Annotated in this window: 27 protein-coding genes; 11 read left to right on the forward strand and 16 right to left on the reverse strand. The window is 70.4% G+C overall.

The features are described from left to right. Together fabA and fabB are read left to right on the forward strand one after the other, a co-directional pair. On the forward strand, positions 1 to 432 hold a 432-nt coding region (gene fabA, locus Q0M60_RS07780; protein WP_296817989.1), incomplete at its 5' end, for a 3-hydroxyacyl-[acyl-carrier-protein] dehydratase FabA. Positions 433 to 460: 28 nt separating this feature from the next. After that, a complete protein-coding gene (fabB, locus tag Q0M60_RS07785) occupies positions 461 to 1,696 on the forward strand; it encodes a beta-ketoacyl-ACP synthase I (protein WP_296817991.1) in 1,236 nt (411 codons plus the stop codon). Between the two features lie 6 nt (positions 1,697 to 1,702). On the opposite strand, the gene Q0M60_RS07790 is transcribed toward fabB, so the two are convergent. Both Q0M60_RS07790 and Q0M60_RS07795 read right to left on the reverse strand, forming a co-directional pair. Next, complete coding sequence (locus tag Q0M60_RS07790) at positions 1,703 to 4,789, reverse strand: efflux RND transporter permease subunit (RefSeq protein WP_296817993.1); 3,087 nt, start codon at positions 4,787 to 4,789, stop codon at positions 1,703 to 1,705. 6 nt (positions 4,790 to 4,795) lie between these two features. After that, positions 4,796 to 5,935: an efflux RND transporter periplasmic adaptor subunit gene (locus Q0M60_RS07795; protein ID WP_296817995.1), complete on the reverse strand. Its 1,140-nt coding sequence runs from the start codon at positions 5,933 to 5,935 to the stop codon at positions 4,796 to 4,798. 177 nt (positions 5,936 to 6,112) lie between these two features. On the opposite strand from Q0M60_RS07795, the gene lepA reads away from it, so the two are divergent. Then, the gene (gene lepA, locus Q0M60_RS07800) at positions 6,113 to 7,918 is read left to right on the forward strand and encodes a translation elongation factor 4 (protein ID WP_296817997.1); all 1,806 of its coding nucleotides are present in this window, start codon (positions 6,113 to 6,115) and stop codon (positions 7,916 to 7,918) included. On the opposite strand, the gene Q0M60_RS07805 is transcribed toward lepA, so the two are convergent. The 4 genes from Q0M60_RS07805 to Q0M60_RS07820 are packed head-to-tail and all read right to left on the reverse strand — an operon-like array spanning position 7,887 to position 10,253. Next, positions 7,887 to 8,381 (reverse strand): DoxX family protein, encoded by a 495-nt coding sequence (locus tag Q0M60_RS07805; RefSeq protein WP_296817999.1) that lies wholly within the window; start codon positions 8,379 to 8,381, stop codon positions 7,887 to 7,889. The genes lepA and Q0M60_RS07805 overlap by 32 nt on opposite strands. Continuing rightward, positions 8,378 to 9,121 carry a DNA-binding domain-containing protein gene (locus Q0M60_RS07810; protein WP_296818001.1) on the reverse strand — a complete coding sequence of 248 codons (744 nt, stop codon included), beginning with the start codon at positions 9,119 to 9,121 and terminating at the stop codon, positions 8,378 to 8,380. The genes Q0M60_RS07805 and Q0M60_RS07810 overlap by 4 nt, the downstream gene beginning before the upstream one ends. Continuing rightward, positions 9,118 to 9,969, reverse strand: a complete 852-nt coding sequence (locus Q0M60_RS07815) for a DUF692 domain-containing protein (protein WP_296818003.1) — start codon at positions 9,967 to 9,969, stop codon at positions 9,118 to 9,120. Before Q0M60_RS07815 ends, Q0M60_RS07810 begins: the two co-directional genes overlap by 4 nt. Beyond that, entirely contained in the window at positions 9,969 to 10,253 is a 285-nt protein-coding gene (locus Q0M60_RS07820) for a DUF2282 domain-containing protein (RefSeq protein ID WP_296818005.1), read from the reverse strand. Before Q0M60_RS07820 ends, Q0M60_RS07815 begins: the two co-directional genes overlap by 1 nt. 191 nt (positions 10,254 to 10,444) lie before the next feature. On the opposite strand from Q0M60_RS07820, the gene Q0M60_RS07825 reads away from it, so the two are divergent. Both Q0M60_RS07825 and Q0M60_RS07830 read left to right on the forward strand, forming a co-directional pair. Continuing rightward, positions 10,445 to 10,954 (forward strand): sigma-70 family RNA polymerase sigma factor, encoded by a 510-nt coding sequence (locus Q0M60_RS07825; protein ID WP_296818007.1) that lies wholly within the window; start codon positions 10,445 to 10,447, stop codon positions 10,952 to 10,954. Continuing rightward, a complete protein-coding gene (locus Q0M60_RS07830) occupies positions 10,944 to 11,579 on the forward strand; it encodes a DUF1109 domain-containing protein (protein WP_296818009.1) in 636 nt (211 codons plus the stop codon). The genes Q0M60_RS07825 and Q0M60_RS07830 overlap by 11 nt, the downstream gene beginning before the upstream one ends. Before the next feature lie 28 nt (positions 11,580 to 11,607). Here Q0M60_RS07830 and Q0M60_RS07835 read toward each other — a convergent pair whose 3' ends face one another. Then, positions 11,608 to 12,594 carry a DUF3883 domain-containing protein gene (locus Q0M60_RS07835; RefSeq protein ID WP_296818010.1) on the reverse strand — a complete coding sequence of 329 codons (987 nt, stop codon included), beginning with the start codon at positions 12,592 to 12,594 and terminating at the stop codon, positions 11,608 to 11,610. Positions 12,595 to 13,051: 457 nt separating this feature from the next. Between Q0M60_RS07835 and Q0M60_RS07840 the strand changes: the two genes are divergently transcribed. Then, positions 13,052 to 13,843, forward strand: a complete 792-nt coding sequence (locus Q0M60_RS07840) for a hypothetical protein (protein WP_296818012.1) — start codon at positions 13,052 to 13,054, stop codon at positions 13,841 to 13,843. A gap of 9 nt (positions 13,844 to 13,852) precedes the next feature. Here Q0M60_RS07840 and Q0M60_RS07845 read toward each other — a convergent pair whose 3' ends face one another. The 6 genes from Q0M60_RS07845 to flgF all read right to left on the reverse strand — a co-directional run bounded on the left by Q0M60_RS07845 (position 13,853) and on the right by flgF (position 17,902). Further along, on the reverse strand, positions 13,853 to 14,269 hold the full coding sequence (locus Q0M60_RS07845; protein WP_296818014.1) for a hypothetical protein: 417 nt from the start codon (positions 14,267 to 14,269) through the stop codon (positions 13,853 to 13,855). 28 nt (positions 14,270 to 14,297) lie between these two features. Continuing rightward, positions 14,298 to 14,819, reverse strand: a complete 522-nt coding sequence (locus tag Q0M60_RS07850) for a hypothetical protein (RefSeq protein WP_296818016.1) — start codon at positions 14,817 to 14,819, stop codon at positions 14,298 to 14,300. Positions 14,820 to 14,916: 97 nt separating this feature from the next. After that, positions 14,917 to 15,633 (reverse strand): flagellar basal body L-ring protein FlgH, encoded by a 717-nt coding sequence (gene flgH / locus Q0M60_RS07855; protein WP_296818018.1) that lies wholly within the window; start codon positions 15,631 to 15,633, stop codon positions 14,917 to 14,919. An 11-nt stretch (positions 15,634 to 15,644) separates the two neighbouring features. Next, positions 15,645 to 16,355 carry a flagellar basal body P-ring formation chaperone FlgA gene (flgA, locus tag Q0M60_RS07860; protein ID WP_296818020.1) on the reverse strand — a complete coding sequence of 237 codons (711 nt, stop codon included), beginning with the start codon at positions 16,353 to 16,355 and terminating at the stop codon, positions 15,645 to 15,647. Beyond that, entirely contained in the window at positions 16,355 to 17,143 is a 789-nt protein-coding gene (flgG, locus tag Q0M60_RS07865; RefSeq protein ID WP_296818022.1) for a flagellar basal-body rod protein FlgG, read from the reverse strand. The genes flgA and flgG overlap by 1 nt, the downstream gene beginning before the upstream one ends. Positions 17,144 to 17,155: 12 nt before the next feature. Then, entirely contained in the window at positions 17,156 to 17,902 is a 747-nt protein-coding gene (gene flgF, locus Q0M60_RS07870; RefSeq protein WP_296818024.1) for a flagellar basal-body rod protein FlgF, read from the reverse strand. A 218-nt stretch (positions 17,903 to 18,120) separates the two neighbouring features. On the opposite strand from flgF, the gene Q0M60_RS07875 reads away from it, so the two are divergent. From Q0M60_RS07875 to Q0M60_RS07890, 4 genes are read left to right on the forward strand one after another with little or no spacing between them, the layout of a single operon-like run. Further along, positions 18,121 to 18,747, forward strand: coding sequence for a flagellar basal body-associated FliL family protein (locus tag Q0M60_RS07875; protein ID WP_296818026.1), 627 nt, complete (start codon positions 18,121 to 18,123; stop codon positions 18,745 to 18,747). Positions 18,748 to 18,782: 35 nt separating this feature from the next. Next, a complete protein-coding gene (gene fliM, locus Q0M60_RS07880; RefSeq protein WP_366855707.1) occupies positions 18,783 to 19,820 on the forward strand; it encodes a flagellar motor switch protein FliM in 1,038 nt (345 codons plus the stop codon). Further along, the gene (locus tag Q0M60_RS07885) at positions 19,817 to 20,302 is read left to right on the forward strand and encodes a DUF6468 domain-containing protein (RefSeq protein ID WP_296818028.1); all 486 of its coding nucleotides are present in this window, start codon (positions 19,817 to 19,819) and stop codon (positions 20,300 to 20,302) included. The genes fliM and Q0M60_RS07885 overlap by 4 nt, the downstream gene beginning before the upstream one ends. A 12-nt stretch (positions 20,303 to 20,314) precedes the next feature. Beyond that, a complete protein-coding gene (locus Q0M60_RS07890) occupies positions 20,315 to 21,166 on the forward strand; it encodes a hypothetical protein (RefSeq protein WP_296818029.1) in 852 nt (283 codons plus the stop codon). An 8-nt stretch (positions 21,167 to 21,174) separates the two neighbouring features. Here the strand turns inward: Q0M60_RS07890 and Q0M60_RS07895 are convergent, their stop codons facing one another. Next, on the reverse strand, positions 21,175 to 23,241 hold the full coding sequence (locus Q0M60_RS07895; RefSeq protein WP_296818031.1) for a S46 family peptidase: 2,067 nt from the start codon (positions 23,239 to 23,241) through the stop codon (positions 21,175 to 21,177). Positions 23,242 to 23,368: 127 nt separating this feature from the next. Then, complete coding sequence (locus Q0M60_RS07900) at positions 23,369 to 25,441, reverse strand: S46 family peptidase (protein ID WP_296818033.1); 2,073 nt, start codon at positions 25,439 to 25,441, stop codon at positions 23,369 to 23,371. Positions 25,442 to 25,592: 151 nt separating this feature from the next. Here Q0M60_RS07900 and mdh point away from each other — a divergent pair, with 151 nt between their 5' ends. Beyond that, positions 25,593 to 26,555 (forward strand): malate dehydrogenase, encoded by a 963-nt coding sequence (gene mdh, locus Q0M60_RS07905; protein ID WP_296818035.1) that lies wholly within the window; start codon positions 25,593 to 25,595, stop codon positions 26,553 to 26,555. Here mdh and Q0M60_RS07910 read toward each other — a convergent pair. Then, on the reverse strand, positions 26,552 to 26,818 hold a 267-nt coding region (locus tag Q0M60_RS07910; RefSeq protein WP_296818037.1), incomplete at its 5' end, for a DUF188 domain-containing protein. The two genes, mdh and Q0M60_RS07910, sit on opposite strands and share 4 nt — an antisense overlap.

A 26,818-nucleotide genomic window follows, 5' to 3' on the forward strand; every position in this document is an offset into this window, starting at 1 on the left:
CCGATGCTGATGTTCGACCGCATCGTCCGCATCGCCGCCGACGAGGGCGCGCACGGCAAGGGCTATGTCGAGGCCGAACTCGATATTCATCCGGACCTCTGGTTCTTCCAGTGCCACTTCATCGGCGATCCGGTCATGCCGGGCTGTCTTGGGCTGGACGCCATGTGGCAGCTGGTCGGCTTCTATCTGGGCTGGATCGGCGGACCGGGCCGGGGCCGGGCGCTGGGCGTCGGCGAGGTGAAGTTCGTCGGCCAGGTCACCCCCGACATCAAGAAGGTGGTCTACAAGATCGATCTCAAGCGGGTCATCAACCGCAAGCTGGTCATGGGCATCGCCGACGGGGTGCTGGAAGCCGACGGCGTCCCCATCTACACGGCCACCGATATGCGAGTCGGCCTGTTCGGCGCCTCCGACCCCAAGGCCGGCGGCTGATTTCGTAAAGATTCAAGAGGGAATCCCCATGCGGCGTGTCGTCGTCACCGGCATCGGCATCGTGTCCTCCATCGGCGATGGCGCCGCCGAGGTCACCGAATCCCTGCGCAACGCCCGCTCAGGCGTGAAGTTCGCGCCTGACCACGCGGCCCACGGCTTCCGGTCGCAGGTCTGGGCGCCGCCCTCGATGGGCGCCACCGCCGCCGACTGGGCCGACCGTGTGGACCGCCGGGCGTCGCGCTTCCTGGCCAACGGCACCGCCTGGGGTCACATCGCTTTCGAGGAGGCGCTGAAGGATTCCGGCCTGACGCCTGACGAGATCAAGGATCCGAAGATCGGCCTGATCGTCGGCGAGGGCGGACCCTCGACCCAGGTCATCCTTCAGGCCGCGGCCGTCACCGTCGAGAAGGGCTCGCCCAAGCGCATCGGGCCGTTCGCGGTGCCGAAGGCCATGGCGTCCGGCCCTTCGGCCGTGCTGGCGACCTGGTTCGAACTGAAGGGGATCAACTATTCGATCTCCTCGGCCTGCGCGACCAGCGCCCACTGCATCGGCGCGGCCGCCGAACAGATCGCCTGGGGCAAGCAGGACGTGGTCTTCGCCGGCGGTTGCGAGGATATCGACTGGTCGATGTCGAACATGTTCGACGCCATGGGCGCCATGTCGTCCAACTTCAACGACACGCCCGAGCGGGCGAGCCGCGCCTATGACAAGGACCGCGACGGCTTCGTCATCGCCGGCGGGGCCGGCATCGTGGTGCTTGAGGAATACGAGCGGGCCAGGGCGCGCGGTGCGACCATCTACGCCGAGGTCGTGGGCTATGGCGCGAACTCCGACGGTTATGACATGGTCGCCCCCTCGGGAGAGGGCGCCGAGCGCTGCATGAAGATCGCCATGGAAATGGCCGGCGGCAGGCGGATCGACTACCTGAACCCGCACGGCACCTCGACGCCGGTCGGCGACAGCAAGGAGATGGGCGCGGTGCGCAACGTCTTCGGCGCCGACATGCCGCTGATCTCGTCGACCAAGTCGCTGACCGGCCACTCGCTGGGCGCGGCCGGCGCGCAGGAGGCGATCTATTCGCTGCTGATGCTGCACCACGGCTTCGCGGCCGAGAGCGCCCACATTGAGAACCTGGACCCTGAGTTCGAGGGCATGCCAATCCTGCGCGAGCGCAAGGACGTCGCGCTGACCACGGTCATGTCCAACTCGTTCGGCTTCGGCGGGACCAACGCGACCCTGATCCTGTCGAAGGACGGCCTCTAGAGGCCGTCACTCCGCGAGCGCGATGTCGAGCTGGGTCTCGGGATCGCGCCGCCGGCCGGTCAGCTTGCGCATCACCCAGGCCGAGATGTCGTCCACGATCGTGAAGATCGGCGGGATGAACAGCAGCGACAGGAAGGTCGAGGAGATCAGGCCGCCCACGACCGCCACCGCCATGGGAGAGCGGAACTCGACGTCGGCGCCCAGTCCCGCGGCGACCGGCAGCATGCCCGCGCCCATGGCGAAGGTGGTCATGATGATCGGCCGGGCCCGCTTGTGGGCGGCGTCCATGATGGCGTCCCATCGCCGCGCGCCGTTCTTCTCGGCGATGATGATGTAGTCGACCAGCAGGATCGAATTCTTCGCCGCGATGCCGATCAGCATGATGAAGCCGATCAGGCTGGGCATCGAGAAGCTCGACTGGGCCAGCACCAGCGCCAGCAGGCCGCCCCCGATCGCCAGCGGCAGCGAGGCCATGATGGTGATCGGATAGGTGAAGCTTTTGAACAGCAGCACCAGCACCGCGTACATCAAGAGGATGCCGGACGCGAAGGCGATGGTGAAGCCGACCGCCAGCTCCTGCATGAACTCCGCGTCGCCCGCCGGCGTCGTGCGCACGCCTTCCGGCAGGTTTCGCACCGACGGCAGCTGATTGACCCGGGCGGCCGCCTCGCCGGAGACGATGCCGTCCAGTTCGGCCGTGATGGTGGCGATCCGGGCGCGGTCCTGGCGGCTGATGGAGGCCGGACCGGCGCCGAACTCGATGTCGGCCACGGCGCTGATCGGGACGGTGGCGCCCGTATTGGTCGGAACGCGCAGGTTCTCGATCACCGACAGGTCTTCGCGCGCCTCTTCGGTGAGCATGAGGCGGATCGGGATCTGCCGGTCGCCGAGATTGTACTTCGGCAGGTTCTGCTCGACGTCGCCCAGGGTGGCGACGCGCACCGTTTGGGAGATGGCGCCCACCGACACGCCGGCCAGCGCCGCCTGGTCGGGGCGCGGGGTGATCAGGATCTCGGGCCGGGCGATGGCGGCGGTGTTTACGACATTGGCCAGGCCCGGCACGGTGCGCATCTCGGCCTCGATGGCGCGGGCGGCCTCCTCGAGCAGCCGACCGTTGTCGCTCACGATGGAGAAGGAATAGCGGGTGCCGTCCGACGGGCCGCCGCCCTGCTGGGCCGCGCCGGCGCCGATGCGCGCGCCGGGGATGACTTCCCAAGCGTCGACCATCTCGCGCTGGAATTCCTGCTGCGTCATGCCCCGCTCGCCCGGCTCGACCAGGTCGGCGTAGATGTTCGCCTGGTTGGGCGTCTGGCCGCCCACGGAGGCGTAGACCGAGGTCACCTCAGGGCGGGCCAGCAGGTCGCGCGTCATCTGGCGGGCGACGGCGTCCGTCTGCCGCAGCGTGGCGCCCGGAGGCAGCTCGGCAGAGAAGGAGGCGCGCGACTCGTCCGCCGCCGGAATGAACTCGAACGCCAGGTTCGAACTGGCGACCCAGACAGAGCCGACGAGCAGGAAGGTGCCCATCCAGAACACCTTCCATCGGTTCCTCAGCGACCAGCCAAGGGCCTGGAGGTAGCGCGACATCCAGAACGGATCCTTGTGCTCCAGATTGGCGTCATGCTTCAGCATGAAGGCGGCCATCAGGGGCGTGATCGTCCGCGCCACGAGCAGTGAGAACAGCACGCTGACGCAGGCGGCGATGGCGAAGGCCTTGAAAAACTGGCCGACGATCCCGGGCATGAAGCCCGTCGGCGCGAACACCGCCACGATGGTCGCCGTGGTGGCCACCACCGCCAGGCCGATTTCGTCGGCGGCCTCCATGGCGGCGTCATAGGGCTTGAGATTGTTCTGCCGCATGTGGCGGACGATGTTCTCGATCTCCACGATCGCGTCGTCCACCAGGATGCCGATGGTCAGGGACAGGGCGAGCAGCGTCACGCCGTTCAGCGACTGGCCGGTCAGGTCCAGGATCCAGAAGGTCGGGATCAGCGAAAGCGGCATGGCCACCGCCGCGATCAGCGTCGCCCGCCAGTCCCTCAGGAAGACGAAGACGACGATCACGGCCAGCAGGGCGCCGAGGCCCAGAGCCTCCAGCGAGGCGATGTAGCTCTCCTCGATATATTTCACGTTCGAGCTGATCTGCTCGATGGTGAGGTCGTCGCGCTCCTCGTCGATCGCGGCCACCTCGGCGCGGACACGGTCGGCCAGCCGCACCTCCGACGCCTCGCGTGAGCGCAGGAAGTTGAAGGTGACCACCTCCAGCCCGTTGTGGCGCGCCAGGCGACGCGGCTCCGACCAGCCGTCCTCGACTCGGCCGAGATCCCCCAGCCGCACCGTGCGGCCGCCCGACAGCGGGATGAGCGTCTCGCGCAGCTCCTCGACGGAGCCCGCGGCGCCGAGCGTGCGGATCGACCGCTCCGAGCCGCCCACGGTGACCCGCCCGCCGGGCAGGTCGTTGTTCACCGAGGTCAGGGCCTGGCTCACCTGGGCGGCCGTGACGCCGAAGGCGGCCAGCCGGTCGGGGTCCAGCTCGACCCGGATCTCGCGGTTCACCCCACCCGAGCGGTTGACCTCGCCCACGCCGCCCAGGCCCAGCAGCCGGCGCGACACCTCGTTGTCGACGAACCAGCTCAGCTGTTCCGGCGTCAGGGTCGGCGAGCGCACGACGTAGGTGATCAGGCTGTCGCCGGTGATGTCGATCCGCTGGACCGCCGGCTCCTGCATGTCCTGCGGCAGGTCCGAGCGCAGGCCGGCGATGGCGTTACGCACGTCATTCGTCGCGCGCTCCGTGTCCACGCCGAGCTCGAACTCGATGGTGGTGGAGGAGACGCCGTCCGAGATGTTCGAATAGACGTTGCGGACGCCGGAAAGGCCGGTCAGCGAATCCTCGATGAGGCGCGTGACCTGCACCTCCATCTCCGACGGCGCGGCGCCGGGCCGGACGGCCGTCACGGCGACCAGCGGAAACTCGATGTCCGGATTGTTGTTGATCCGCATCGACATGAACCCGACCACGCCGGCCAGGGTCAGGATGATGAACATCAGGACGACCGGGATCGGGTTCCGGATCGACCAGGCTGAGATCTGGTTCATGTCGGACTACCGGGCCGCGGGGGCGACGCGGATGCGATCACCCTGAGACAGGAACCCGGCACCCTCCACCACGACGCGGACGCCTTCGGCCAGGCCGGCCACCGACGTCAGCGCATCGCGCCGCGCCAGGACCGTGACCGGCTGGAAGGTGACGGTGTTCTGGTCGCCGACGACGAACACGCCCGCGCGGTTCTCGCGATAGATGACCGCGCCCGAGGGCACGACCACCGTCGCCTGGGCGCCGACGTCGATCTGCGCGCGGGCGAACATGCCGGGCCGCAGGCCGCCCGCGCCCGCCAGCGCGATCCGCGCCACGCCGAGGCGCGTCTGGGGATCGACCTCAGGGGTCACGATCCGGACCGTGCCCGACGTCTGGCCAACGTCATCGGAGGAGACCTCCGCGCTCTGGCCGGGCCGCACGAGGGCGAGTTCGGTCTCGGGCACCTGGGCGTCCAGCTCCAGCCGCCCGTCGCGGACGATGCGGAACAACTCGGTTCCCGGCTGCACGATCTGGCCGCGCGTCACGCTGCGGCTGATGACCAGGCCGGACACCGGCGCGCGGATCGACGCCTGGGCCAGGCGCGCCGCGGTTTCGGCCCGCGCGGCCTGGGCGGCGCTGACCTGGGCCTGGGCCGTCGCCTGTTCGGCGATCCGCGCGTCCAGCGCGGCCTGGGACAGGAAGCCCTGCTCGCGCAGCTCGCGCGCGCGGGCCAGGCTGTTGTTCGCCTGCTCCAGATTGGCCTGGGCCGAGGCGACCGAGGCGTCCTGCTGCCTCAGCTGGGCGCGCAGCAGGGTGTCGTTCAACTGGACCAGCACCTGGCCCTGGCGGACGTAGCGGCCCTCGTCGGTCAGCACGGCGGTGGCCGTCAGGCCGCCGGTCTCGGCGCCCACGGGCACCTCCTCCCAGGCCGACACCGTGCCGGACGCCGTCACGACGCGCGCCAGGTCCTGGGTCGAGGCGACCGCCACGGTCACCGTCTGGCTGGACACGCCTTCGCCCGGGGTCGCTTCCGCCTTCTCTTCCCCACCGCCGCGGCCGAACAGCAGGAACAGCACAACGGCCACGGCCACCACCGCCACGACGATGGCCGCGATGCGGGTGCGCGGCCCTATGCGCCGGACCCGGCGAGCTGGTTCGCTGAACACGGTGATGTCCCCTTGAAGTCTTCGGGGGCTATTTAGGCCGTTGCGAGCCGCCCGCAACGGAGAAGGTCCTTATTAAAAATCCTTAAGCCTCCAACGTGTCGTGGAGGTGACGTGCCTTGGCGTTCGGCGCCCGCCCGTGTAAGGCCGCCTGTTCCCGCACGCTGACCCTTCCGGACCATGGCCACGCCGCTCGAGCGCATCCGCAATTTCTCCATCGTGGCGCACATCGACCACGGCAAGTCGACGCTTTCCGACCGGCTGATCCAGGTCACCGGCGGGCTGACCGCGCGCGAAATGACCTCGCAGGTCCTGGATTCGATGGAGATCGAGAAGGAGCGGGGGATCACGATCAAGGCGCAGACGGTGCGCCTGCAGTACAAGGCGAAGGACGGGGAGACGTACGTCCTCAACCTGATGGACACGCCGGGGCATGTGGACTTCGCCTACGAGGTTTCAAGGTCGCTGGCGGCGTGCGAGGGCAGCATTCTGGTGGTGGACGCGTCGCAGGGCGTGGAGGCCCAGACGCTGGCCAACGTCTATCAGGCGATCGAGAACGACCACGAGATCGTGCCGGTCCTGAACAAGATCGACCTGCCGGCCGCCGAGCCCGAGCGGGTCCGCGCCCAGATCGAGGACGTCATCGGCATCGACGCCAGTGATGCGGTCGAATGCAGCGCCAAGACGGGCCTGGGCATCGAGGAGGTGCTGGAGGCCATCGTCACCCGCCTGCCGGCGCCCAAGGGCGACCGCTCCGCGCCGCTGAAGGCCATGCTGGTCGACGCCTGGTACGACGCCTACCTGGGCGTGGTCGTGCTGGTCCGCGTCTTCGACGGGGTGCTGAAGGCCGGCATGCGGGTCAAGATGATGCGCAACGGCTCGACCCACCTGATCGACCGGGTCGGCGTCTTCCTGCCCAAGAACACCCCGGTCGAGGAGCTGGGCCCCGGCGAGATCGGCTTCATCACCGCCCAGATCAAGGAGGTCGCCCACGCCGCCGTCGGCGACACCATCACCGAGGAAAAGCGCCCCGCCGCCGAGCCCCTGCCGGGCTTCAAGGAGGTCCAGCCGGTGGTCTTCTGCGGCCTGTTCCCGGTGGACGCCGCCGACTTCGAGGACCTGCGCGCCGCCATTGGCAAGCTGCGCCTGAACGACGCGTCGTTCAGCTATGAGATGGAGACCTCGGCCGCGCTCGGCTTCGGCTTCCGCTGCGGGTTCCTCGGCCTGCTCCACCTGGAGATCATCCAGGAGCGCCTGAGCCGCGAGTTCAACCTCGACCTGATCGCGACGGCGCCGTCGGTGGTCTACAAGATCGGCCTGCGCGACGGGCGCGAGATCGAGCTGCACAACCCCGCCGACCTGCCCGACGTGATGCAGATCCTGGAAATCCAGGAGCCCTGGATCAAGGCGACCATCCTGACGCCGGACGAATACCTCGGCGGCGTCATCAAGCTGTGCCAGGACCGCCGCGGCGAGCAGAAGGAACTGTCCTACGTCGGCTCGCGCGCCCTGGTGGTCTACGACCTGCCGCTGAACGAGGTGGTGTTCGACTTCTACGACCGGCTGAAGTCGATCTCGAAGGGCTATGCGTCCTTCGACTACGAGCTGACCGACTATCGGCCTGGCGACCTGGTCAAGATGTCGATCCTGGTCAACGGCGAGCCGGTCGACGCGCTCTCCATGCTGGTTCACCGCGCGCGCGCCGAGACGCGCGGCCGCGGCATGGTCGAGAAGATGAAGGAGCTGATCCCGCCCCACCTCTTCCAGATCCCGATCCAGGCCGCCATCGGCGGCAAGATCATCGCCCGCGAAACCGTCCGTGCGCTCCGCAAGGACGTCACCGCCAAATGCTACGGCGGCGACGCCACCCGCAAGAAGAAGCTTCTGGAGAAGCAGAAGGAAGGCAAGAAGCGGATGCGCCAGTTCGGGAAGGTGGAGATCCCGCAGGAGGCGTTCATCGCCGCGCTGAAGATGGATGGGGATTGAGGCTAGACAGCCCGCTAATCCCCGGCGACCCGCGCCGCTCCAGCCCCAGGAGGCGATCCAAGCTCCAGTCGCCGGGGCCGCGCGCCAACACATAGACCAGGGGGGCCAGCCACAGCAGGTGGGTGGGCCAGCCCGTGGGAATGACGAAGAGCTGGATGACCAGGGTCATGGCGATGAGGCCAAGGGCCGCCGGGCGGGTAAGCAGTCCAAATACGAGCAGCGCCGGCAGGATGTGTTCCGCGTAGGTGGCCATGTAGGCCGCCAGGTCCGCCGGCAGCAGCGGGACGCGGTATTCCTCGGCGAAGAGGTAGTGGGTCGTCGGGGTGACGGTGATCAGGCCATCGACCTTGGTGCGCCCTGACAGAAAGAAGGGAACGGCGACCGCCGTCCTAAGAAGCAGGCCGTGCGCGGCCTCGGGCAGGGCCTGGGTGACGGTGATGCAGATGCGGTCATAGAGATTCATCGATGGGGGTCTCCTTGAGGCCTCGGGACGAAGGCCCCGAGGTCGATCAGATCGCGGGCGGCGCGGGTCAGGTCTTCGCGCGTCACCAGGGGCGCGCAGGCCATAACGGCCTGGAAGAGCGTCAGGCCGCGTCCGGCCGCTTTCAAAAGGCTCCATTCGGCGTTGCTGAGCAGCTGGGCCGTGACGGCAAGATCGGGCCGGTGGATCAGGATCCGTTCCTGGGCCAGGCGCCATTCGAGCTCCGCGGCCTGACCCTCTTGGGGAAGGCGATGGGCCAGCCAGAGCGACGGCGCGTTCCAGTCGAAGGCGAAGATGCGGACCGAGGGGTGGAGGACCAGGTCCTCGTCCTCGGGCGCCGCGCGCCGGGCGGCGTCGGGCGCGACGTGCGCCTCGGTCCAGGCGCGATCAAGACGTGCGCAGGGCGCGAGATAGGGATAGGCCCGGGCCGGACCGAACTGCCCCAGCCAGTCGGCGAAGGCCTGGCCGTAGTCGATCAGGACGGCGCTCGATCCGGGCTCGCTCCGCACGAAGGCGGCCGCTGCCGCCTGGAACCATTCGAGCCCGACCATCCGGACCACGGTCGGATAGTTGGCCGCGAGGGCGTCGATGCGGCCGGCGGCGCTCGTGTTGGCGTAGACGCCCAGGCGGATCAGGCCGTCCTCAGCCTCGCCGAGGTGCGGCGCCATGGCCTCGCGGTCGCCGCGCAGGGCGCGCTCGAAGTCGGCGTGGAAGGCGGTCATGCCGCTAGCTCCTGCACGTCGGCCAGGACGCGGGCCGCCCGCGCCTGTTCCTCGATGAGTTCGCCGAACGCCGGCAGGGCACCGTCGCGCTCGATCAGGGTGGGGCGGGGCCCGATCCGGGCGACCAGGCGCTCGTAGAGATCCCACACCAGTTCGCTGACCGGCGTGTCGTGGCCGTCGATCAGCAGGGTTTCGCCCAGCGCCGGATCCTCGCGGTGGCCCGCGAGATGGATCTCGCCGACGAGCGCGGCGGGGACCCGGTCGATCCAGGCCTCGGGATCCAGGCCAAGGTTAGCGGCGCTGATGAAGACGTTGTTGACATCGACGAGAAGGCCGCAGCCGGTGCGGCGGGCGATCTCGACGAGGAAGTCGACCTCGTCCCATTGGTGATCGGCCAGGGCCAGATAGCCGGCCGGATTCTCGATGAGCAGGCGGCGGCCGAGGGCGTCCTGCGTCTCGTTGATATGCGCGCAGACCAGCCCGAGCACCTCGCCGTTGCGCGGGGCCGGCAGGAGGTCGGGGTGATAGACGCCGCCGCGCCTGGACCACGCAAGATGCTCCGACACCAGGCAGGGCTTGAACCGGTCGATGAGAGACCGGAAGCGAGCCAGATGGTCGCGGTCGGGGCGCTCGTCGCCCGCGAGCGAGAGCCCGACTCCGTGGAGCGAAAGAGGGTGGCGGTCGCGAATGCGCCGCAGCCAGTGCAGGCGCGGACCGCCCGCCACCATGTAGTTCTCGGGATGGACCTCGAACCAAAGGCCCGCCTGGCATCCGACGGCGAGACAGGCCTCGGCCTCCGCATAGTGCGCGGGCTTCAGGCTGACGCCTGCCGTCGGACGCCGTTCCATCAGCGGTCGATCGGGGTGAGGGAGCCCGGGCCGTGCGGCGTGCGGATGGAGGTGCAGGTGCCCTGCGGCACGAGCTTCCAGGCATTGCCCTGATAGTCGCGGGTGGAGGTGCCGGCGCAGCTAGTGCCCGGGCCGGCGGCGCAGTCGTTTTGCCCGGCCAGGGCGACGCCGTAGCAGCGCTCCATCGGCTGGGACCGGTCGCCTGAGGACTGGGCCAGGGCGGCCGTCGCGCCCGTCGCCGCCAGGGCGCCGGCGCCGATGAGCACTTTGAGGGTGCGGTTCATGGTTGCTCTCCGTCTGATCGGACGAGCCACGGCGGCCCGCCTCGACGAAGACTTTCGAAGTCGCGCCCAAAAAGGTTACGGTAGCGTACGAAGATTTTCCCGGGTGGGCGCGGCCGTGGTGTAACCTCCAGTGTCTCGAGCCCGTAATGGGAGCATGCGTGGCGGATCGGGAAGGCGAGCTGAAGGACCTGATGCTGCGCGGTCTGGGCGGCGACGCCGTGGCGTGGCGGACGCTCCTGCGGCAGATGCGCGGCGCCCTGACTCCCTATTTCAAGCGGCGCCTTGGAGGCATGGAGGCGGATGCGGAGGACCTCGTGCAGGAATGCCTGATCGCCATCCACGCCAAGCGCGCGACCTACGATCGGTCCCTGCCCTTCACCGCCTGGGCCTATGCGATCGCGCGGTACAAGCTCATCGATCACCTGCGCCGGAAGGGCGCGCGCGTATCGATCCCGCTGGAGGTCGCGTCGGTGCTGATCGCGGAACACACGGTGGAGGATGGCGCGATCCGTGGCGATCTGAGCCGGATTCTCGGCATCCTGCCGCCGCGGCGGCGACGGCTTATCGAGGACGTTCGTCTAAGGGGCTACTCGATCGCCGAGGCGGCCGCGCGCAACGGCTTCACCGAAGGGGCGGCCAAGGTGGACGTGCATCGCAGCATGAAGGCGCTGAGCGCGAGCGTGGCCGGACATGAAGACTGACGACCTGATCGAGGCCCTTGCGCTTGGCGTGGAGCCGGTAAGGCCAGCCCGGCTAGATCCGCTGACGCTGGCGGCCGCAGTGGCCGCCAGCGTGCTGACCGTGGTGCTGGTGCTCCGCCTGCGTCCCGATCTCGTCGAGGCTCTGGGCGATCCGATGGTCTGGGTGAAGGGCGTCTACACGGCCGGGCTGGCCGGCGCGGGTCTCTGGCTGGCGACGCGGCTCGGCACGCCCGGGCGGGAGGGGAAGGCGCCGGCGCTGCTGTTGACGGCCATCGCGGGGCTGATGCTGGGTCTCGGTCTTTTCGAACTGATCCTGACGCCCGCGGACGAGCGGGGCGCGGTTCTGCTGGGCGAGACCTGGCGGGTCTGCGGCCGCAACATCCTCATCGCATCGGTCCTGACCGGCCCATTGGTCTTTGTGTCGGCGCGCAGGCTGGCGCCGACGAGGCCGGTGCTGTCGGGCCTGGCGCTGGGCGCGGCCGCATCCGCCATCGGGGCGACCGCCTACGGCGTGCTCCACTGCCCGGAGGCGACCCTGTCATTTCTGGCGGTCTGGTACACCTCGGCCATCGCTCTGGGCGGGCTGGTTGGAGGCGTGGCGGGCCGCTTGGCCCTGAGGTGGTGAGGGGCCAAGCTGAGGGAAGATGAGGTCCTCACCGTGTCGAATGGCGCAAGAACCCCGCCCGCCACACCTCCGCCTCCAGCCGCACGGCCCGCTCCAGCGGCGGCTTGAGCGCGAACAGGCGGGCGCGGCCTTCGGCGGCGGGGGCTGAGCTGAAGTCGTAGAGGCGGTAGAGGCGGAACCGCTCCGGCTCCTCCTGGCTGAAGGCGCGTTCGTTGCGGCTGAGGAAGAAATCGGTGCGCGGGCCGCCGCGGGTGGTCTTGACCTCGATGAAGCGCTCGGCCCCGTCCGGGTCGAAGGAGCGGATATCGTAGCCGGCCCCGTCGCCCCGTTCCTGCGAGGTCCATTCGACCTTGCGGGCGAGGTCGGGGCGGTCGGCGGCGGCCAGTCGGGCGCGTTCGAAGTGGAAGACCTGGTGCTCGCCGGACAGGCCGAGGCGGCGGTTGCGCGCGTCGCGGGCGGCGGGGTCGAACTTGCGCACGAGGCGCTGGAGGCCTTCGGGGCGGGGGGTGTTCTGGCCGAGCGGGGGTGGGTCGGTGAGCTGGATCAGGGGTGAGGATGGCGGCGCCCCCTCCACCAATTCAGGCTCCGCGCTGCCCTTCGGGTCGTGGTCCCCCTCCCCATTAAATGGGGAGGAGAAGGGGGTCGGGGCCTCGTGGAGGCTGGGGGACGCGCTGGGTAGCGGCGGCAGGCGGTCGTCGCCGAGGGTCCAGGCGTCGTCGTGGGCGGCGAGGTAGCGGTCGATCGCGGCGAAGATGGCGTGCTGGTAGTTGGGCTTGGGCTTGTAGCCGCGGATGGTCGGCAGGCCGAGCTCGCTGAGCACCGCCGACAGGTTCATGTGCTTGAACTCGACCGACCGGTGGGTGCGGCCGGTGCGGGCCATCAGCGCCTGGGCGTGGTGGGACTTCACATAAGGGACGCCGGCCTGTTCGGCGGCGAGCATGGCGAAGTAGTCGGCGACGATGGCGTCGAGCTCGTCGGCCTGCCAGTCGGTTCCGATCTTCGACGCGTCGGCCACGGACCCCTCCCCCAAAGGGAGGTTAGCTGCGCTTCAGGGGCCGTGGAAAGGGCGGCCTCAAGGCCGCCACCCTCATCCGTCGGTCTCCGACCGACACCTTCTCCCATCGAGGGAGAAGGGACAGAGGCATTCAACTCTTGGCTGAGAGAAGCCGGTCGAGTCCGGGCGCGTCAAGGACGCGCGAGGCGCGCCGCGGAGCGGCAGGCCCGCAGGGCCTGTCCTTGACCCGCCCGGATCGACCGGCAGCATGGCCGGCAAGAGATGAATACACGGGCGTCGCCGGGGCGGGGGCCCCTGGACGCTCGCTTTGATGGGGGTGTGGGGACGGGTCCGAAGGGGCTGTGGGGGCCGTCGCCCCCTCCACCGCAAGCGGTCCCCCTCCCCCGCAATGCGGGGGAGAATCGGGCGCGCGGTGTCCTGCGTCACCAGGGGGTGAGGCCGGGGTTAGGCTGTCCGGATGAGCGAGACAGACGACGACCTTACGCGCGTTCCGGATCGGCGGGCGGCGCACTGGCGGCTGGGGGCGGAGACCTGGGCCATCATCATGGAGGAGTACCGCAACGGCGCGACGGCGCCGGAGCTGGCGGCCAAGTGGCGGGTGTCGATCCACGCCATCCGCAAGAAGATCACCGTGACCGGCGCGGCCAAGCGCGACCACGGCGACGCCCGAGCCCAGGCCCAGGCGCGCGACTGGGACGCCTCGCGCGAGGCGGCGCGGACGGCCTTTCGCCGGCGGGTGGAGGGCCTGTTCGTGACATCGGGACATGCGGCCGAGGACACCGACATGCCCGGGCGGCTGTCGCGCCAGGCCGTGCAGGCGGCGGGGCGGGCGATGCGGGCCGGACTGTGGGAGGAGGCCCGAGCCCTGCTGGGCTTCGGCGAGACCTTCCAGAAGGTGGCGGTCCTGGAACGCGACCCTCAGGCCGACGAACTGAAGCGGATGCCGCTGACCGCCATCCTGGCGGCGCGCTTCGCCAGCAAGGAGACGCTCGAGCCGCTGTTGAACCTGTCGAACCGGCCCGGCGTAGCGGATCCGGACCGGGAGCTGAAGGAATACTACTGGCGGACGTTGTCCAACGAAGAACAGCTGGAGGCCGCCCGCCAAAAGCTTCTGGACGAGCAGGCGGACCATATCGCGGCGCTGAAGGCGAAGATCGGCGAGATGGGCGGGAGCGAGCCGGCGTTCGCCTATAGCGCGCTGAAGTTCGACTTCAGCCTGGCCGGACGGCGCCGCCGCAGCGAGCGGTGAGGCGCGGCCTCAGGCCTCGCCGCAGGCGCGGCGGAAACGGTCGAGGGGGGCGCCGGCGGGCGCGGCGACCGAAGCGCTTTCGCCGTCGGCGCGGACAGTGAGCGCCTGGCCGCCGGCGAAGGCCTGGATGACCGGATGGTCGAGGCGCAGGCGGACGGCCAGGCCGTCGGCCTCGACCCGCTCGGCGTCGGCCTCGGCCGGGCCGGCGGCGACGCTGACGAAGGCGGGACGGGCGCGCGGACCATAGACGGTGACGCGCACCACGCCCGAGCCGGGTTCGCACTCCAGCACGGCCGCAAGCTGTTCGGTGTCGGGGACCTCGCGGGCGAGCACGGCGGTCCCGCCGCTGTCATAGAAGGACCAGACCCAGCCGTCGGCGGGCTGGCCCGTCAGCAGCGTCAGGGCGGCGGCGATGATCGGTGTCATGGTCGGACCCCCCGGCCCGAAGGCGGCCTCAGGCGCGCTGGCCCGAACAATGGGCGAAGAAGGCCTCGACCGCGGGCTGTTCGTCAACCGTGGCGTCGAGCGCCAGGGGGCGGCCCGAGGCGCCGGCGAGCGTCAGGCCGCCCGTCTGGCGGAAGCCCTCGAGCGCGGGGGCGTTCAGGCGCACGCGGGTCTCGACCATCAGGCCGCCGGTCATGGGATCGACCTCGGGCGCGGCCTCCAGCGCCGAACGGCCGCCGGTGGAGGCCAGGGTCAGGCCGTCGGCTTCGGGCGAGGCCATGCCGAACACCTCGACCGCGCCCTCGCCGGGCGCGCAGGACATCATGAACAGGATCATGTCGGAGTTCTCGGCGCCGTAGGCCAGCTTGGCGCGCGCGCCCTCGTGCACGAGGTTCCAGCCCATCGGCGTGGTCGCCGCGGCCGGCTCGGGCTGGGGCGCTGCGGACGCGCCGTCGGGACCCATGAGCAGGAAGGCTCCGCTCATGGCCATGCCGGCGATCGAGGTGGCGAACAAGGCGGCCCGGTTGAACATGTGACGCGCTCCCTTCGACGGGGAAACGCGGCCCTTCACAAACAGTTCACGAACGCCGTGCGGCGAACCGGCGCCTGAGGCGCCGGCGCCACAGGGGCTAGAAGGGGCTGAAGCGCTCGACCAGCGACTGGCCGGCGGGCGGGCTCTGCATCCGGCTGACGTCGCCCCGGCCGCCGTAGGAGATACGCGCCTCGGCGATCTGGGTGTGGTTGATGGTGTTGGCCGAGGAGATGTCCTCGGGCCGGACGATGCCGGAGACCAGCAGTTCCCGGACCTCGCGGTTGGTGCGGACCTCCTGGCGGCCCTGGATGACCAGGTTGCCGTTGGGCAGGACGGCGGTGACCACGGCGGCCACGGTCAGGTTGACTCGCTCCGCGCGCTGGATGACGCCCGAGCCCGACGAGGAGGCGCCGCCCTCCAGCTCGACCAGGTTCGAGGGATCGAAGCCGGACGGGAAGGCCTGGCCGAGCGCGTTCTCCAGCCCGAACAGGGCGCCGATGCCGGCCTGGGTCTCGTTGGTGCGGTCGCGCGTGGTCGAGTTCTGGATCGAGGCGCGGTCGTCGATCTGGATCTCGACGGTCAGGATGTCGCCGACGCGGCGGGCGCGCTGGTCGCGGAAGAAGGTGCGCGAGCCCGCCCGCCACAGCGAGCCGGCCGAGGCGGCCTCGGACGGCGGCGGGCCCATCGGCTGCTCCAGCGGCACCAGCGCGGCCGGATAGCCCATGTCCGACAGCTGCGGCCCCATGACCGCCTCCTCGACCGTCGAACAGGCGCCCAGCATCAGGAGGGGCAGCAGCAGAAGGGACTTACGCATGGACTGGTCCTCTAGCGGGCGGAGACGGCGGCGAGGGCGCGGCCGGGTTCGGCGGCCACGACCTGGATGGTGCGGCCGGATTCGATGTTCTGGGCGTTGAAGGTCTCGCCCCGCGTGGCGTTGGCCATGGCGCGGGCGCGCAGGGACAGGCTGATGCCACCCGAGCGGTAGACGACCTCGATGAGGTCGCCGCGGGCGATGACCTGGGGCTCCGACAGGTCCGAGCCGCGCACCACCGCGCCGGAACGCAGCGGCCGCCGGGCCGACAGGCCGATGACGTCCTCGGCGTCGTCAGGCGCGCCGGAGGGCGCCAGGTGGGCCTGGACCTCGGTCCAGATCACGTCCTCGGGCTGGACCACGTCGCCGGCGGCCAGGCTGCGGGCATAGGTCAGGACCTCGACGGTGGCCGCGCCGCGCGTCGCGGTCGCGGGCGCCGCGCCCGAGCCGCCCGAGCGCACGATGATGCGGCGGACGCCTGTGGCGTTGGCCCACTGCAGCCCGTGGCGGCGCGCCAGCGCCTGGACCTGGGCGGCGTCGAGCACGGCGCTGGCGCCCGAGCGCGTTCCGGCCCGGACGTCCGAGGCATCGCCGGCGCCGTGGAACAGCTCGCCGAGCGTGATGACGCCGTCGTCGTCGACCGGCTGGTCCACCAGCTCGACCGGCCCCGCCAGGGCGGGCGTGGCCACAAGGACGGCGGCGAGCAGGGCGGCCAGCGCGCGCATCACGACTTCACCTGGTTGGCGGCCTGGAGCATCTGGTCGGCGGCGGTGATGACCTTGGAGTTCATCTCGTAGGCGCGCTGGGCGACGATCAGGGCGGTGATCTCGGCCACGGCGTCGACGTTCGAGGCCTCGGTGTAGCCCTGCAGCAGGGTGCCCACGCCCGGGTCGCCCGGGGCGGTCACGGTGGCCGGGCCGGACGCGGCGGTCTCGACCAGCAGATTGTCGCCGATGGCCGACAGACCCGCCTCGTTGAAGAAGGTCGCCAGCTGCAGCTCGCCGACCACCTGCGGCTGGGGATCGCCCTGGACCAGCACCTGAACCTGGCCGGTCGGGGAGATGATGACGTCGGTGGCCTCCTGCGGGATCGAGATCTCCGGCTGGACGGCGTAGCCGTCGTCGGTGACCAGCTGGCCCTCCCCGTTGACCGAGAAGTTGCCGGCGCGGGTGTAGCCCGTCTCGCCGGACGGCAGCAGCACCTGGAAGTAGCCGCGCCCGTCGATGGCCAGGTCGAAGCGGTTGCCGGTCGCCTGGGGCGTGCCCTGTTCGGTGATGCGGTAGACGCTGCCGGCCCGGACGCCGACGCCGATCTGGATGCCGGTCGGCACCACCGTTCCCGCCGAGGAGGAGGTCGCCCCCATCCGCTCGACGTTCTGGTAGAGCAGGTCCTGGAACTCGGCGCGCTGTCGCTTGAAGCCGACCGTGTTCATGTTGGCGATGTTGTTCGAGATGACCTCGACGTTCAGCTGCTGGGCCGCCATGCCCGTGGCTGCGGTTCTCAGAGCGCGCATTCCGGCTCTCCCTTAGGCGGCCCGCCCGAGGCGCTCGACGGCGCGACGGGACAGGTCATTGGCGTTTTCGATGAGGCGCGCCGTGGACTCGTAGGCGCGCTGAATCTCGATGAGGTTGGTGATCTCCACCAGGGTGTCGACGTTGGAGCCCTCGAGCATGCCCTGGCGCACGAGGACGTCCGGGGCGTCGGGCGGGGCCTCGTTGGAGGTGTTGCGGTAGAGGCCGTCGCCGTCCTTCGACAGGACCGACAGGAGGTCGAAGCGGACCACGCCGAGGCGTCCCACCTGCTGACCGTTCTGGCTGATCGTGCCGTCGTCGGCGATGGAGACCTGGCCCTGCGCAGGATCGAGCACGATCTCGGCTCCGCCCTGGTCGAGCACCGGCAGGCCGGACCGGGTGATCAGCAGCCCCTCGCCGTCGGTGGTGAAGGCGCCGTCGCGGGTGTAGCGCTCGGGGCCGCCATCCGGGTCTCCGATGCGGAAGAAGGCGCCGTCGCCTTCGATGGCGACGTCCAGGGGACGGCCGGTCTCGCGGATGGCCCCCTGGCTGAAGTCCCGGCCGACACCCTGGTCGAGCACGAACTGGCCGGGTCCGGAAACGCCGAGGTTGCGCGCCAGCCGCGCCTCCTCCGTCTCGACGATCAGCTGCTCGACCTTGAAGCCCGTGGTGTCGGCGTTGGCGATGTTGTTCGCCGCGATGTCCAGCTGGCGGCGAAGCACCAGTTGGCGGCTAAGGGCGATGAGACTGGCGTTCTCCACGAACGGGCTCCGGCGCAAGGGTTGCAAGGAGACCGGAGCAAGAGGCGGACCAACATGGTTAACGCCACGCCTGCAAGGCTTTGCAGGCCCTCCCCTCCCGGAAATCCGCGCTGAGAGACCCGTCTGGACCGGGCAGGAATTGCCGGGTGTGAACCCGCCGTTAACCAAACCGGGCCGAAGTGACCGGGTCGGGTGCGCGCATCGGGGCTTCGCCAGCCATGTTCAAGTTCGGAAAGAAGAAGGACAAGGCCGCGGAGGCCGAGACCGAAGCGCCAGCCGTCGTGGAAGGCGAGGACGGCGAGGCCGCGCCCAAGAAGAAGAAGCTTCCCCTCTTCCTGATCATCGGCGCGGCCGCGGTCGTGGTTTTGGGCGGCGGCGGAGCCGGCGCCTGGTTCCTGTTCCTGAAGCCGTCCGGAGACGCGCACGCCGCGCCCGCGGATCACCCGCCCGCCAAGAAGAAGGGCGGCGGGGGCGGCCACGGATCGAGCAGCGGCGGCGAGGCGGACCCGGCGCTGGGGACCGTGCGCGAGGGGCCCGACGGCGTCACCTTCCTGACGCTGCCCGACATGATCGTGAACATCCAGTCGGCGGACGGCCGGCCGACCTTCCTCAAGCTGACCCTGACGCTCGAGATGAGCGACCCGCACCTGGCCGAGACGCTCCAGGCCGAGAGCCCGCGCGTCAACGACATGCTCCAGTCCTTCCTGCGCGAGCTGCGGCCCGAGGACCTGGCCGGGTCGGCCGGCAGCTACCAGCTGCGCCAGGAGATCCTGCGGCGCGTGAACCTGGTCGCCGCGCCGGAGCAGGTGGACGCCGTCCTCATCGAAGAAATGCTGATCCAGTGAGCGAGACGTCGGTCGAAGAGCTGGCCCAGGCGGGCCTGGCGGCCTCGGCCGAGGCGGCGGAAGCCGACCATCGCGGACCGCTGCCCGGTGAACGGGTCCTGAACCAGGACGAAATCGACAGCCTGCTCGGCTTCGACATGGCCGGGGACGACGACAGTGACCGCACGGGCATCCGGGCGATCATCAACTCCGCCCTGGTTTCCTACGAGCGTCTGCCGATGCTCGAGATCGTCTTCGACCGCCTGGTGCGGCTGATGACGACCAGCTTGCGGAATTTCACCTCGGACAACGTCGAGGTGTCGCTCGACAACATCTCCTCGATCCGCTTCGGCGACTATCTGAACTCCATCCCCCTGCCGGCGATTCTGGCGGTGTTCCGGGCCGAGGAGCTGGACAACTACGGCCTGCTGACGGTCGACTCGAACCTGATCTACTCGATCGTCGACGTGCTGCTGGGCGGCCGCCGCGGCACCGCGGCCCTGCGCATCGAGGGGCGGCCCTACACCACCATCGAGCGGGTGCTGGTGCAGCGGATGGTCGAGGTCATTCTCAACGACATGCGCCAGGCCTTCGAGCCCCTGACGCCCGCGCACTTCAACCTGGACCGGCTGGAGACCAATCCGCGCTTCGCCGCCATCGCGCGCCCGGCCAACGCGGCGATCCTGATCAAGCTGCGCATCGACATGGAGGATCGCGGCGGGCGCGTGGAGCTGCTGCTGCCCTATGCGACGCTGGAGCCGATCCGCAAGCTCCTGCTGCAGCAGTTCATGGGCGAGAAATTCGGCCGCGACAACATCTGGGAAGGCCACCTGGCGACCGAGATCTGGGGCACCCAGGTCGAGGTCCGCGCCGTCCTGGACGAACACGCGGTGCCCCTGTCGACCGTGCTTAATCTCGAGGTCGGCCAGACCCTGATGCTGAACGCTACCCCCGACTCCATGGTCGAGGTGCGCTGCGGCGCGGTGCCCCTGACCCGGGGCCGGATGGGACGCCGGGGCCAGAACATCGCCGTGCAGGTCGCCGCGCCGCTGACGCCCGCGGCGGTTCGCGCTGTTTCAGGAGGATCGGCATGAGCGCCACCGGACTGATCATGGACGGCATCCTGATCCTGCTGCTGCTGGCGGCCTTGATGTACGGGCTGCGCCTCGAAAAGAAGCTGAAGGCGCTGCGCGAGGGCCAGGCGGGCTTCGCCCAGGCCGTGACCGAGTTGAACGTCGCCGCCGGCAAGGCCCAGTCGGCGCTGGCCGAGCTGCGCGCCGCCTCGGAGGAGACTGATCTGCTGCACGAGCGGATCGTGGCGGCCCGCACCCTTAAGGCGGAACTCGAGGGCCTTGTCGCCAAGGGGCGCGCGGCCCCGGCGCCGGCCCAGACGCCGCCACCCCCCGCCCCTGCCCCTCAGCCGGCGGAGTCGCCGGCCCGCCTGCTGCAGGCGCTGGCCGCGCGCAGGTTCGAGGAAAGCCTGGCCGAGCCCGCGCCCCCCGCGCGCCCGGCCGGACGCCCGGCCTTCCGCACGCCTGAAGACGACCTGTTCGAACCGGTGCGCGGACGCGCCTGAGGAGCCGCCTGAGTGAGCCGCATCCCCCGTATCCTGCCTCTGGTGGCCGTGGCGCTCGCGGGCGTCGCCGCCGTGCGCCTGATCGGCGCGGGACCTGACCTGTTCCAGGGCGCGCGCGCCTGGGCCGAGGAGGCCGCCGAGAGCGCGGGCGAAGCCGCTTCCGGCGAGGGCGCGGCGTCCGGGCCTCCGCCGCCCGCCGCCTGCGCCGTTTCGGTGGAGGAGTTGGCCGAACAGGCCGGCTTGTCGCCCGCCGAACTGCGCATCCTGCAGAACCTGTCGGAACGTCGCGGCCAGCTCGACGCCCGCGACGTCGATTTCGAGACCCAGCTGCCGCTGCTGATCGCCGCCGAGGCCAAGGCGGACGAGCGGATTGCGGAACTGACCGCGCTGCGCACCGAGATTCAGGGCCTGCTCGGCCAGGTGTCCGAGCGCGAGCAGGCGGAGATCGACCGTCTGGTGCAGGTCTATCAGGCCATGCGTCCGCGCGACGCCGCGCCGGTGTTCAGCCGCCTGCCCGACGAGGTTCGCCTGCCGGTCGCCGCCGCCATGCGCCCGCGCGCCCTGGCCGCCATCATGGCCGAGATGGAGCCTGAGGCGGCGCGGACCCTGACGGAGCGGCTGGCCCGCCGCTTCGACGCCCAGCGCCTGGCCGAGCGCGCCGCGCCCGAGCCGGACGAACCCGCCGCCCAGCCGACCCAGCCCCAGCCGCAGCGGCCGCGCGCGACCGAGACCTCGTCTCCGCCGCCGCGGCCCCGGCCGCCGGCCAAGCGCACCCAGTCGCCGCCGCCTCGCCAGGAGCCGCCGGCTCAGCCGCCGACCGCGCCGACGACCCAGCCCGAACAGCCACGCGTCTCGGTGGAATAGGGCGGGCCTTAGCGCCCCGCCAGTTCGTCGGCCAGGCCGTCCATGTCGTAGACTTCGCGCAACGCCAGGGTGACCATCTCGGCCGAGACGGCCACGGCGCGGTTGACCTCGCCGTCATAGCCATAGGCGCCGCCCAGCGATTCCAGATTGCCGTCGAAGACCGCCGCGATCACCTGCCCTTCCGCGTTCAGCAGCGGCGAGCCGGAGTTGCCACCGACGATGTCATTGGTGGTGGCGACCGTATAGACGACGTCTTCCGGCAGGCGGGCGCGGGCCGAAGCCAGGACCGGCGCGACGTTGAAGGGCGGGGCGCCGGTGGCGCGCTCCCACAGGCCGGCGACGGTGGTCACCGCCGGGACCTCGCGGCCGCTGGCCGAGGTCCAGCCGGCGACCCGGCCGTAGGACAGGCGCAGGCTGAAGGTCGCGTCCGGGTAGGTGTCGGTCCCCAGCACCGCGAAGCGGGCGGCGGCGATGCGCTCTCCAGCCCGGTCGATCGGCGCCTCGACCTCGGTCCGCCACTCGTTGCGGACGACGCGGGCCATCGGGTCCGTGGCCAGGACGAAGCGGATCAGCGGATCCTCCGAGGCCTCGACGGCGGCGCGGCCGCCCTCGAAAAGGGCGCTGCGCACGGCCGGATCGCCAAGCGTCGTGCCCTCGATCAGCCGGGCGCCCAGCGCTTCGGGGCTCTCGCGGCCGAGCATGGCCTGGACGTCGGCGTCGTCCGTCCCCAGCGCCTCGCGGGTCTTGGACAGCCAGAACTGGAGATAGAGGCTCTCCAGCGGCTCATCGATGTTGCGCGCCTGGGCGAGCGTTCGGCCGAGCGCGGCCAGGGACGCGTCGGAATAGCCGGCCAGGCGCTGGTCCTCGGGACGGTCGCGTTCGAGCGCGGCGCGGACCAGGGCGCGGGCATAGCTGAACAGGGCCGAACCCTGACCGGCGCCGCCTTCCAGCCAGTAGTACCGGTCGTACAGGCGCATGTAGTCGTCGTGGGCCGTCTCGATCTCGCCCCAGGGGTCGCCCTGGACGTGACCTCCGGCGGCCGCCTGCTGGCGCAGGGACGCCTCGGCCTCCTCCAGGCCGGCGAAGAAGTCGCGGTCGGCCAGCGCGCGGTGCATCCCGGTGTAGCGCTTCAGGTTGTTCTCGATGGAGCGCAGGGCGTCGCGGGTCATGCGCGCGTTCTCAGGGCTTTCCTCGGCGAAGCGGATGACGCGGCCGCGCAGTTCGGCCAGGCGCCGCAGCTCGGCCGGAATCTGCCAGTCGCGCTCGACGATCAGCTGGTCGACGGTTTTCAGCCGCGAGGTCGAGCCGGGATTGCCGGCCACGAAGACCGGCTGGCCGGCCTCGATCCGCTCGGGATTCCAGGTCAGGTGCTCGGGCGTCGAGGCCGGGGCGTCGTTCTCGTAGACGCGCAGGAAGGCGGCATCGAGGGCAAAGCGGGGGAAGTTGAAATTGTCCGGATCACCACCGAACACCACCGCCTGGTGCTCGGGCGCGAAGACGAGCCGCACGTCGGAATAGCGCCGGAACCGGTAGAGCTTGTACTGCCCGCCCCGGTAGAAGCTGATCACCTGGCAGCGCAGGGTCTGGTCGGTCCCGCAGCCCTCGCGCTCGATCTCTCCCAGCGTCCGGGCGCGGGCGGCGGCGTAGTCCGCGCCCTCCAGGCCCGAGGTCGCCTCGGCGAGGCGCTCGGTGACGTCGACGATCTCCAGCAGCACCTCGGCGACCTGACCCGGACAGCGCAGCTCCTCCTCGCGCGTGCGGGCGAATACGCCCTGGCTGAGAAGATCCTGGCCGGGCGCGGCGTTGGCCTGGACGCAGGAGCGGATGCAGTGCTGGTTGGTCAGGACCAGCCCCTGTTCGGAGACCAGCGAGGCCGAGCAGCCGGCCAGCCTGACCGCGCCGAGGCGCACCCGGTCCAGCCAGGCCTGGTCGATGTCCGTGCCCAGCGTCGCGTTGATTCGGGCCAGCGGCGCCTGGTCGAAGGTCCACATGCCCTCATCGGCCTGGGCGGCCGCGGCCGGCAGCAGCAGGGACAGGGCGGAAGCCGAGGCGGCGGCGAGGGTAAGAAGGCGCATGCTGAACTCCGGTTGGGCCGTCATCCCGGAATGCGCGGATGCGCATATCCGGGACCCAAGCTCGACGGCGCCGACTGCGTTTAGGCCCCGGACGGCGCCGAGGCGCCGTCCGGGATGACGTTGTGACTTACTGACCCAGCTCTTCGAGCAGGGCCGTGCGGCCGTAGACGTTCCGCAGCGCCTCGGTGACGGCGGCGGTCGAGACCACCACCGTGCGGTTCACCGAGCCGTCGTAGCCATAGGCGCCGCCGAGCGAGTGGATGTTACCGTCAAAGGCCGCGCCGATGACTTCACCGCGGGCGTTGACCACCGGCGAACCGGAGTTGCCCCCGATGATGTCGTTGGTCGTCACGAAGTCATAGACCACGTCGCCGTCGATCCGCGCCTGGGCCGCCGCCCACTGGGGCGCGAGGTCGAAGGGCGCAGAGCCCGTCGCGCGGTCGAACAGGCCGCCGATGTAGGTGAAGGGCTCGACCTCCACGCCGCGGTAGGTCCACCCCTGCACCCGGCCGTAGGAGAGGCGCAGGCTGAAGGTCGCGTCGGGATAGGCCTCAGTGCCGAAGACCGCGAAACGGGCCGCGGCGATCCGCTCGGCCGCCCGGCTGACCGGGGCGGTGACGCGGGCGTTGTACTGGCGGCCGGCCTCACGGGCGGTCTCGTTGTTGGCCAGGACGAACTGGATCAGCGGGTCCTGTGAGGCGCGGACCGCCTCGGCGCCGCCGCGCAGCAGGGCGAGGCGGGCTTCCGGCTCGAGCAGGGTCGTCCCTTCCACCAGGCGCTCGGCCAGGGCCTCGGGGCTTTCGCGGCCGAGCAGCTGACGCACCGCCGGGTGGTCGACAGTCAGGTACTCGCGTGTCTTCGAGAGCCAGAAGGAGAGGTAGAGTTCCTCCAGCGCCGGCTCGATCGGGGTGGTGGTCGACAGCGCGCGTTCCAACCCGGCGATGTTGGCCGGCGGAGCGCCAGGGGTCGGGGTCTCGCGTTCCAGCGCCGAACGGACGATGGCGCGCGCCATGGCGTACAGGGTCGAACCGCCGCCGGCCGCTTGCTCGAGCTGGCGATAGGGCAGGAACAGCTCGGCGTAGTCGTCCTGGGCGGCCTCGATCTCGGCCCAGGGATCGCCGATGCGCGCCGACAGGTCGGCGTCGGCGGCGACGCGGGCGCGCAGCTCGGTCTCGGCCTCGCGGATGCGGCCCATGAAGGCGGCGTCGTTCAGGGCCAGCTGCTGACCGTAGAAGGCCTTGAAGCTGTTCTCGACGCCGAACAGAGGATCGAGCGCCACGCGGGCGTTCTCCTCGGACTGCTCCGAGAAGGCGATCAGCCGGCCGCGCAGCTCGGAACGTTGCAGCTGGCTGATCGGAATGCCGATGTCGCGCTGGCTCTGCATCTGGGCGACGGTCATCAGGCGGTTGGTGGTGCCCGGGTTGCCGGCCACGAAGGTCGCGTCGCCCTCGGCCGGAGCCTCGGCGTTCCAGCGCAGGTAGGTCGGGGTCTCGACCGGCGCGCCGTCGGCGTAGAGACGCAGGAAGGCGGCGTCGAGCGCATAGCGTGGGAAGTTGAAGTTGTCCGGGTCGCCGCCGAAGAAGGCCGCCTGAAACTCCGGCGCGAAGACGAGGCGCACGTCCTCGAACCGCTGATAGCGATAGAGCTTGTACTCACCGCCCCGGTAGAAGCTGATCACCTGGCAGCGCTGGGTGGTGTCCTCGCCGCAGGTCTCGCGTTCGATGGTCGCGGCCGCCGCGTTGCGGGCGGTGACGAAGGCGTCGCCGTCGAGGCCCTCGCCGGCGGCGCGGATCTGGGCGGTGACGTCGGTGATCTCCTGCAGGATCTCGGCCTGCATGCCCGGGCACTGGCGCTCCTCCTCGCGGGTCGCCGTCAGCCAGCCGGACTGGACGTAGTCGTTCTCGGCCGAGGACAGGTCCTGAACGCAGGACAGGACGCAGTGATGGTTGGTCAGCACCAGGCCTTCCGGGCTGACCACCGAGGCCGAGCAGCCTGTCGTCAGACGCACGGCCGCCCCGCGCAAGTTATCCAGCCAGGCCTGGTCGATGTTGGTGCCCAGTTCGCGGTTCACCCGCGCGATCGGGAAGTTGTCGAAGGTCCACATGCCCTCCTCGCGCGCGCTGGCCGGCGCGGCGATGGACAGCATGGAGGCGACGAGCGCGGCCGAGGCGGCCCCGGCGGTCAGGCGTCTGAAGATCATGGAAAAGCGGCTCCCGAAAACCCTGTCGGCGAAACCGCTAAACCATCGAAACGGCGGAGGCGAGTCCGAACCGCGTCCCTGCCTTGCCCTTGCGCGCCTGCGGGTCTAGACCCGCCCCGCTTCCCCGGAACCTCACTCTCGGAGACCCAGAATGGCTCGCGCCAAGATCGCCCTCATCGGCGCCGGCATGATCGGCGGCGCCCTGGCCCACGTCTGCGCGCGCGAGGAGCTGGGCGACATCGTCCTGTTCGACATCGCCGAGGGAACGCCCCAGGGCAAGGCGCTCGACATCTCCCAGGCCGCCGCCGTCTTCGGCAAGGACTCCGCGCTCAAGGGCGCCAACGACTACGCCGACATCGCGGGCGCCGACGTCTGCATCGTCACCGCCGGCGTGCCCCGCAAGCCGGGCATGAGCCGCGACGACCTGGTGTCGATCAACCTGAAGGTCATGAAGGCGGTGGGCGAGGGCATCAAGGCGCATGCGCCGAACGCCTTCGTCATCTGCATCACCAACCCGCTGGACGCCATGGTCTGGGCGCTGCGCGAGTTCTCGGGCCTGCCCAGGGAGAAGGTGGTCGGCATGGCCGGCGTGCTGGACAGCGCCCGCTTCGCCCACTTCCTGGCCGAGGCCACGGGCGTCTCGGTCGAGGACGTCCACGCCTGGACGCTAGGCGGCCACGGCGACGACATGGTGCCGATGGTGCGCCACTCCACCGTCGCTGGCCTGCCGCTGACCGAGCTGGTCAGCCAGGGCTGGCTGAGCCAGGAGGCGCTGGACGCCATCGTCAAGCGCACGCGCGGCGGCGGCGGCGAGATCGTCGGCCTGCTCAAGACCGGCTCGGCCTTCTACGCCCCGGCCGAGAGCGCGGTGGCCATGGCCAAGTCCTATCTGCTGGACAAGAAGCGCGTCCTGCCCTGCGCGGTGTGGGTCGAGGGCCAGTACGGCCTGGACGGCATGTACGTCGGCGTGCCCGCCCTGATCGGCGCCGACGGCGTCGAGAAGGTCGTCGAGTTCCCGATGAACGACGACGAAAAGGCCATGTTCGCCAAGTCGGTCGAGTCGGTGCGCGGCCTGATCCAGGCCTGCAAGGACATCGAGCCGGCGCTGGCCTAGGGCCGCGCCCGCCGCGCGACCGTCACAGCCCGATCCAGGGCCTGGAGGAAGGCGGAGCGGTCGCGCGGGCCGAACGGCGGCGGACCCGAGGTGGCCACGCCCATCGAGCGCAGATGCTCGCCCACCATTCGCCCGGCCAGGGCCGAGCCGATCGAGTCCGGCGAGAACGGCTGGCCGTTCGGCTTGATCGCCTGGGCGCCGGCCTTCAGGCAGCGGTCTGCCAGCGGGATGTCTGAGGTGACGACGATGTCGCCCGGACCGGC

The sequence above is a fragment of the Brevundimonas sp. genome (assembly GCF_024711105.1).
GTDB lineage: Bacteria > Pseudomonadota > Alphaproteobacteria > Caulobacterales > Caulobacteraceae > Brevundimonas.

Coding starts and splice junctions, on each gene's coding strand:
- fabB (WP_296817991.1), top strand. CDS start 461: ATGCGGCGTGTCGTCGTCACCGGCATCGGCATCGTGTCCTCCATCGGC.
- Q0M60_RS07790 (WP_296817993.1), bottom strand. CDS start 4,789: ATGAACCAGATCTCAGCCTGGTCGATCCGGAACCCGATCCCGGTCGTC.
- lepA (WP_296817997.1), top strand. CDS start 6,113: ATGGCCACGCCGCTCGAGCGCATCCGCAATTTCTCCATCGTGGCGCAC.
- Q0M60_RS07805 (WP_296817999.1), bottom strand. CDS start 8,381: ATGAATCTCTATGACCGCATCTGCATCACCGTCACCCAGGCCCTGCCC.
- Q0M60_RS07810 (WP_296818001.1), bottom strand. CDS start 9,121: ATGACCGCCTTCCACGCCGACTTCGAGCGCGCCCTGCGCGGCGACCGC.
- Q0M60_RS07815 (WP_296818003.1), bottom strand. CDS start 9,969: ATGGAACGGCGTCCGACGGCAGGCGTCAGCCTGAAGCCCGCGCACTAT.
- Q0M60_RS07820 (WP_296818005.1), bottom strand. CDS start 10,253: ATGAACCGCACCCTCAAAGTGCTCATCGGCGCCGGCGCCCTGGCGGCG.
- Q0M60_RS07825 (WP_296818007.1), top strand. CDS start 10,445: ATGCTGCGCGGTCTGGGCGGCGACGCCGTGGCGTGGCGGACGCTCCTG.
- Q0M60_RS07830 (WP_296818009.1), top strand. CDS start 10,944: ATGAAGACTGACGACCTGATCGAGGCCCTTGCGCTTGGCGTGGAGCCG.
- Q0M60_RS07840 (WP_296818012.1), top strand. CDS start 13,052: ATGAGCGAGACAGACGACGACCTTACGCGCGTTCCGGATCGGCGGGCG.
- Q0M60_RS07845 (WP_296818014.1), bottom strand. CDS start 14,269: ATGACACCGATCATCGCCGCCGCCCTGACGCTGCTGACGGGCCAGCCC.
- Q0M60_RS07850 (WP_296818016.1), bottom strand. CDS start 14,819: ATGTTCAACCGGGCCGCCTTGTTCGCCACCTCGATCGCCGGCATGGCC.
- flgH (WP_296818018.1), bottom strand. CDS start 15,633: ATGCGTAAGTCCCTTCTGCTGCTGCCCCTCCTGATGCTGGGCGCCTGT.
- flgA (WP_296818020.1), bottom strand. CDS start 16,355: ATGCGCGCGCTGGCCGCCCTGCTCGCCGCCGTCCTTGTGGCCACGCCC.
- flgG (WP_296818022.1), bottom strand. CDS start 17,143: ATGCGCGCTCTGAGAACCGCAGCCACGGGCATGGCGGCCCAGCAGCTG.
- Q0M60_RS07875 (WP_296818026.1), top strand. CDS start 18,121: ATGTTCAAGTTCGGAAAGAAGAAGGACAAGGCCGCGGAGGCCGAGACC.
- Q0M60_RS07885 (WP_296818028.1), top strand. CDS start 19,817: ATGAGCGCCACCGGACTGATCATGGACGGCATCCTGATCCTGCTGCTG.
- Q0M60_RS07895 (WP_296818031.1), bottom strand. CDS start 23,241: ATGCGCCTTCTTACCCTCGCCGCCGCCTCGGCTTCCGCCCTGTCCCTG.
- Q0M60_RS07900 (WP_296818033.1), bottom strand. CDS start 25,441: ATGATCTTCAGACGCCTGACCGCCGGGGCCGCCTCGGCCGCGCTCGTC.
- mdh (WP_296818035.1), top strand. CDS start 25,593: ATGGCTCGCGCCAAGATCGCCCTCATCGGCGCCGGCATGATCGGCGGC.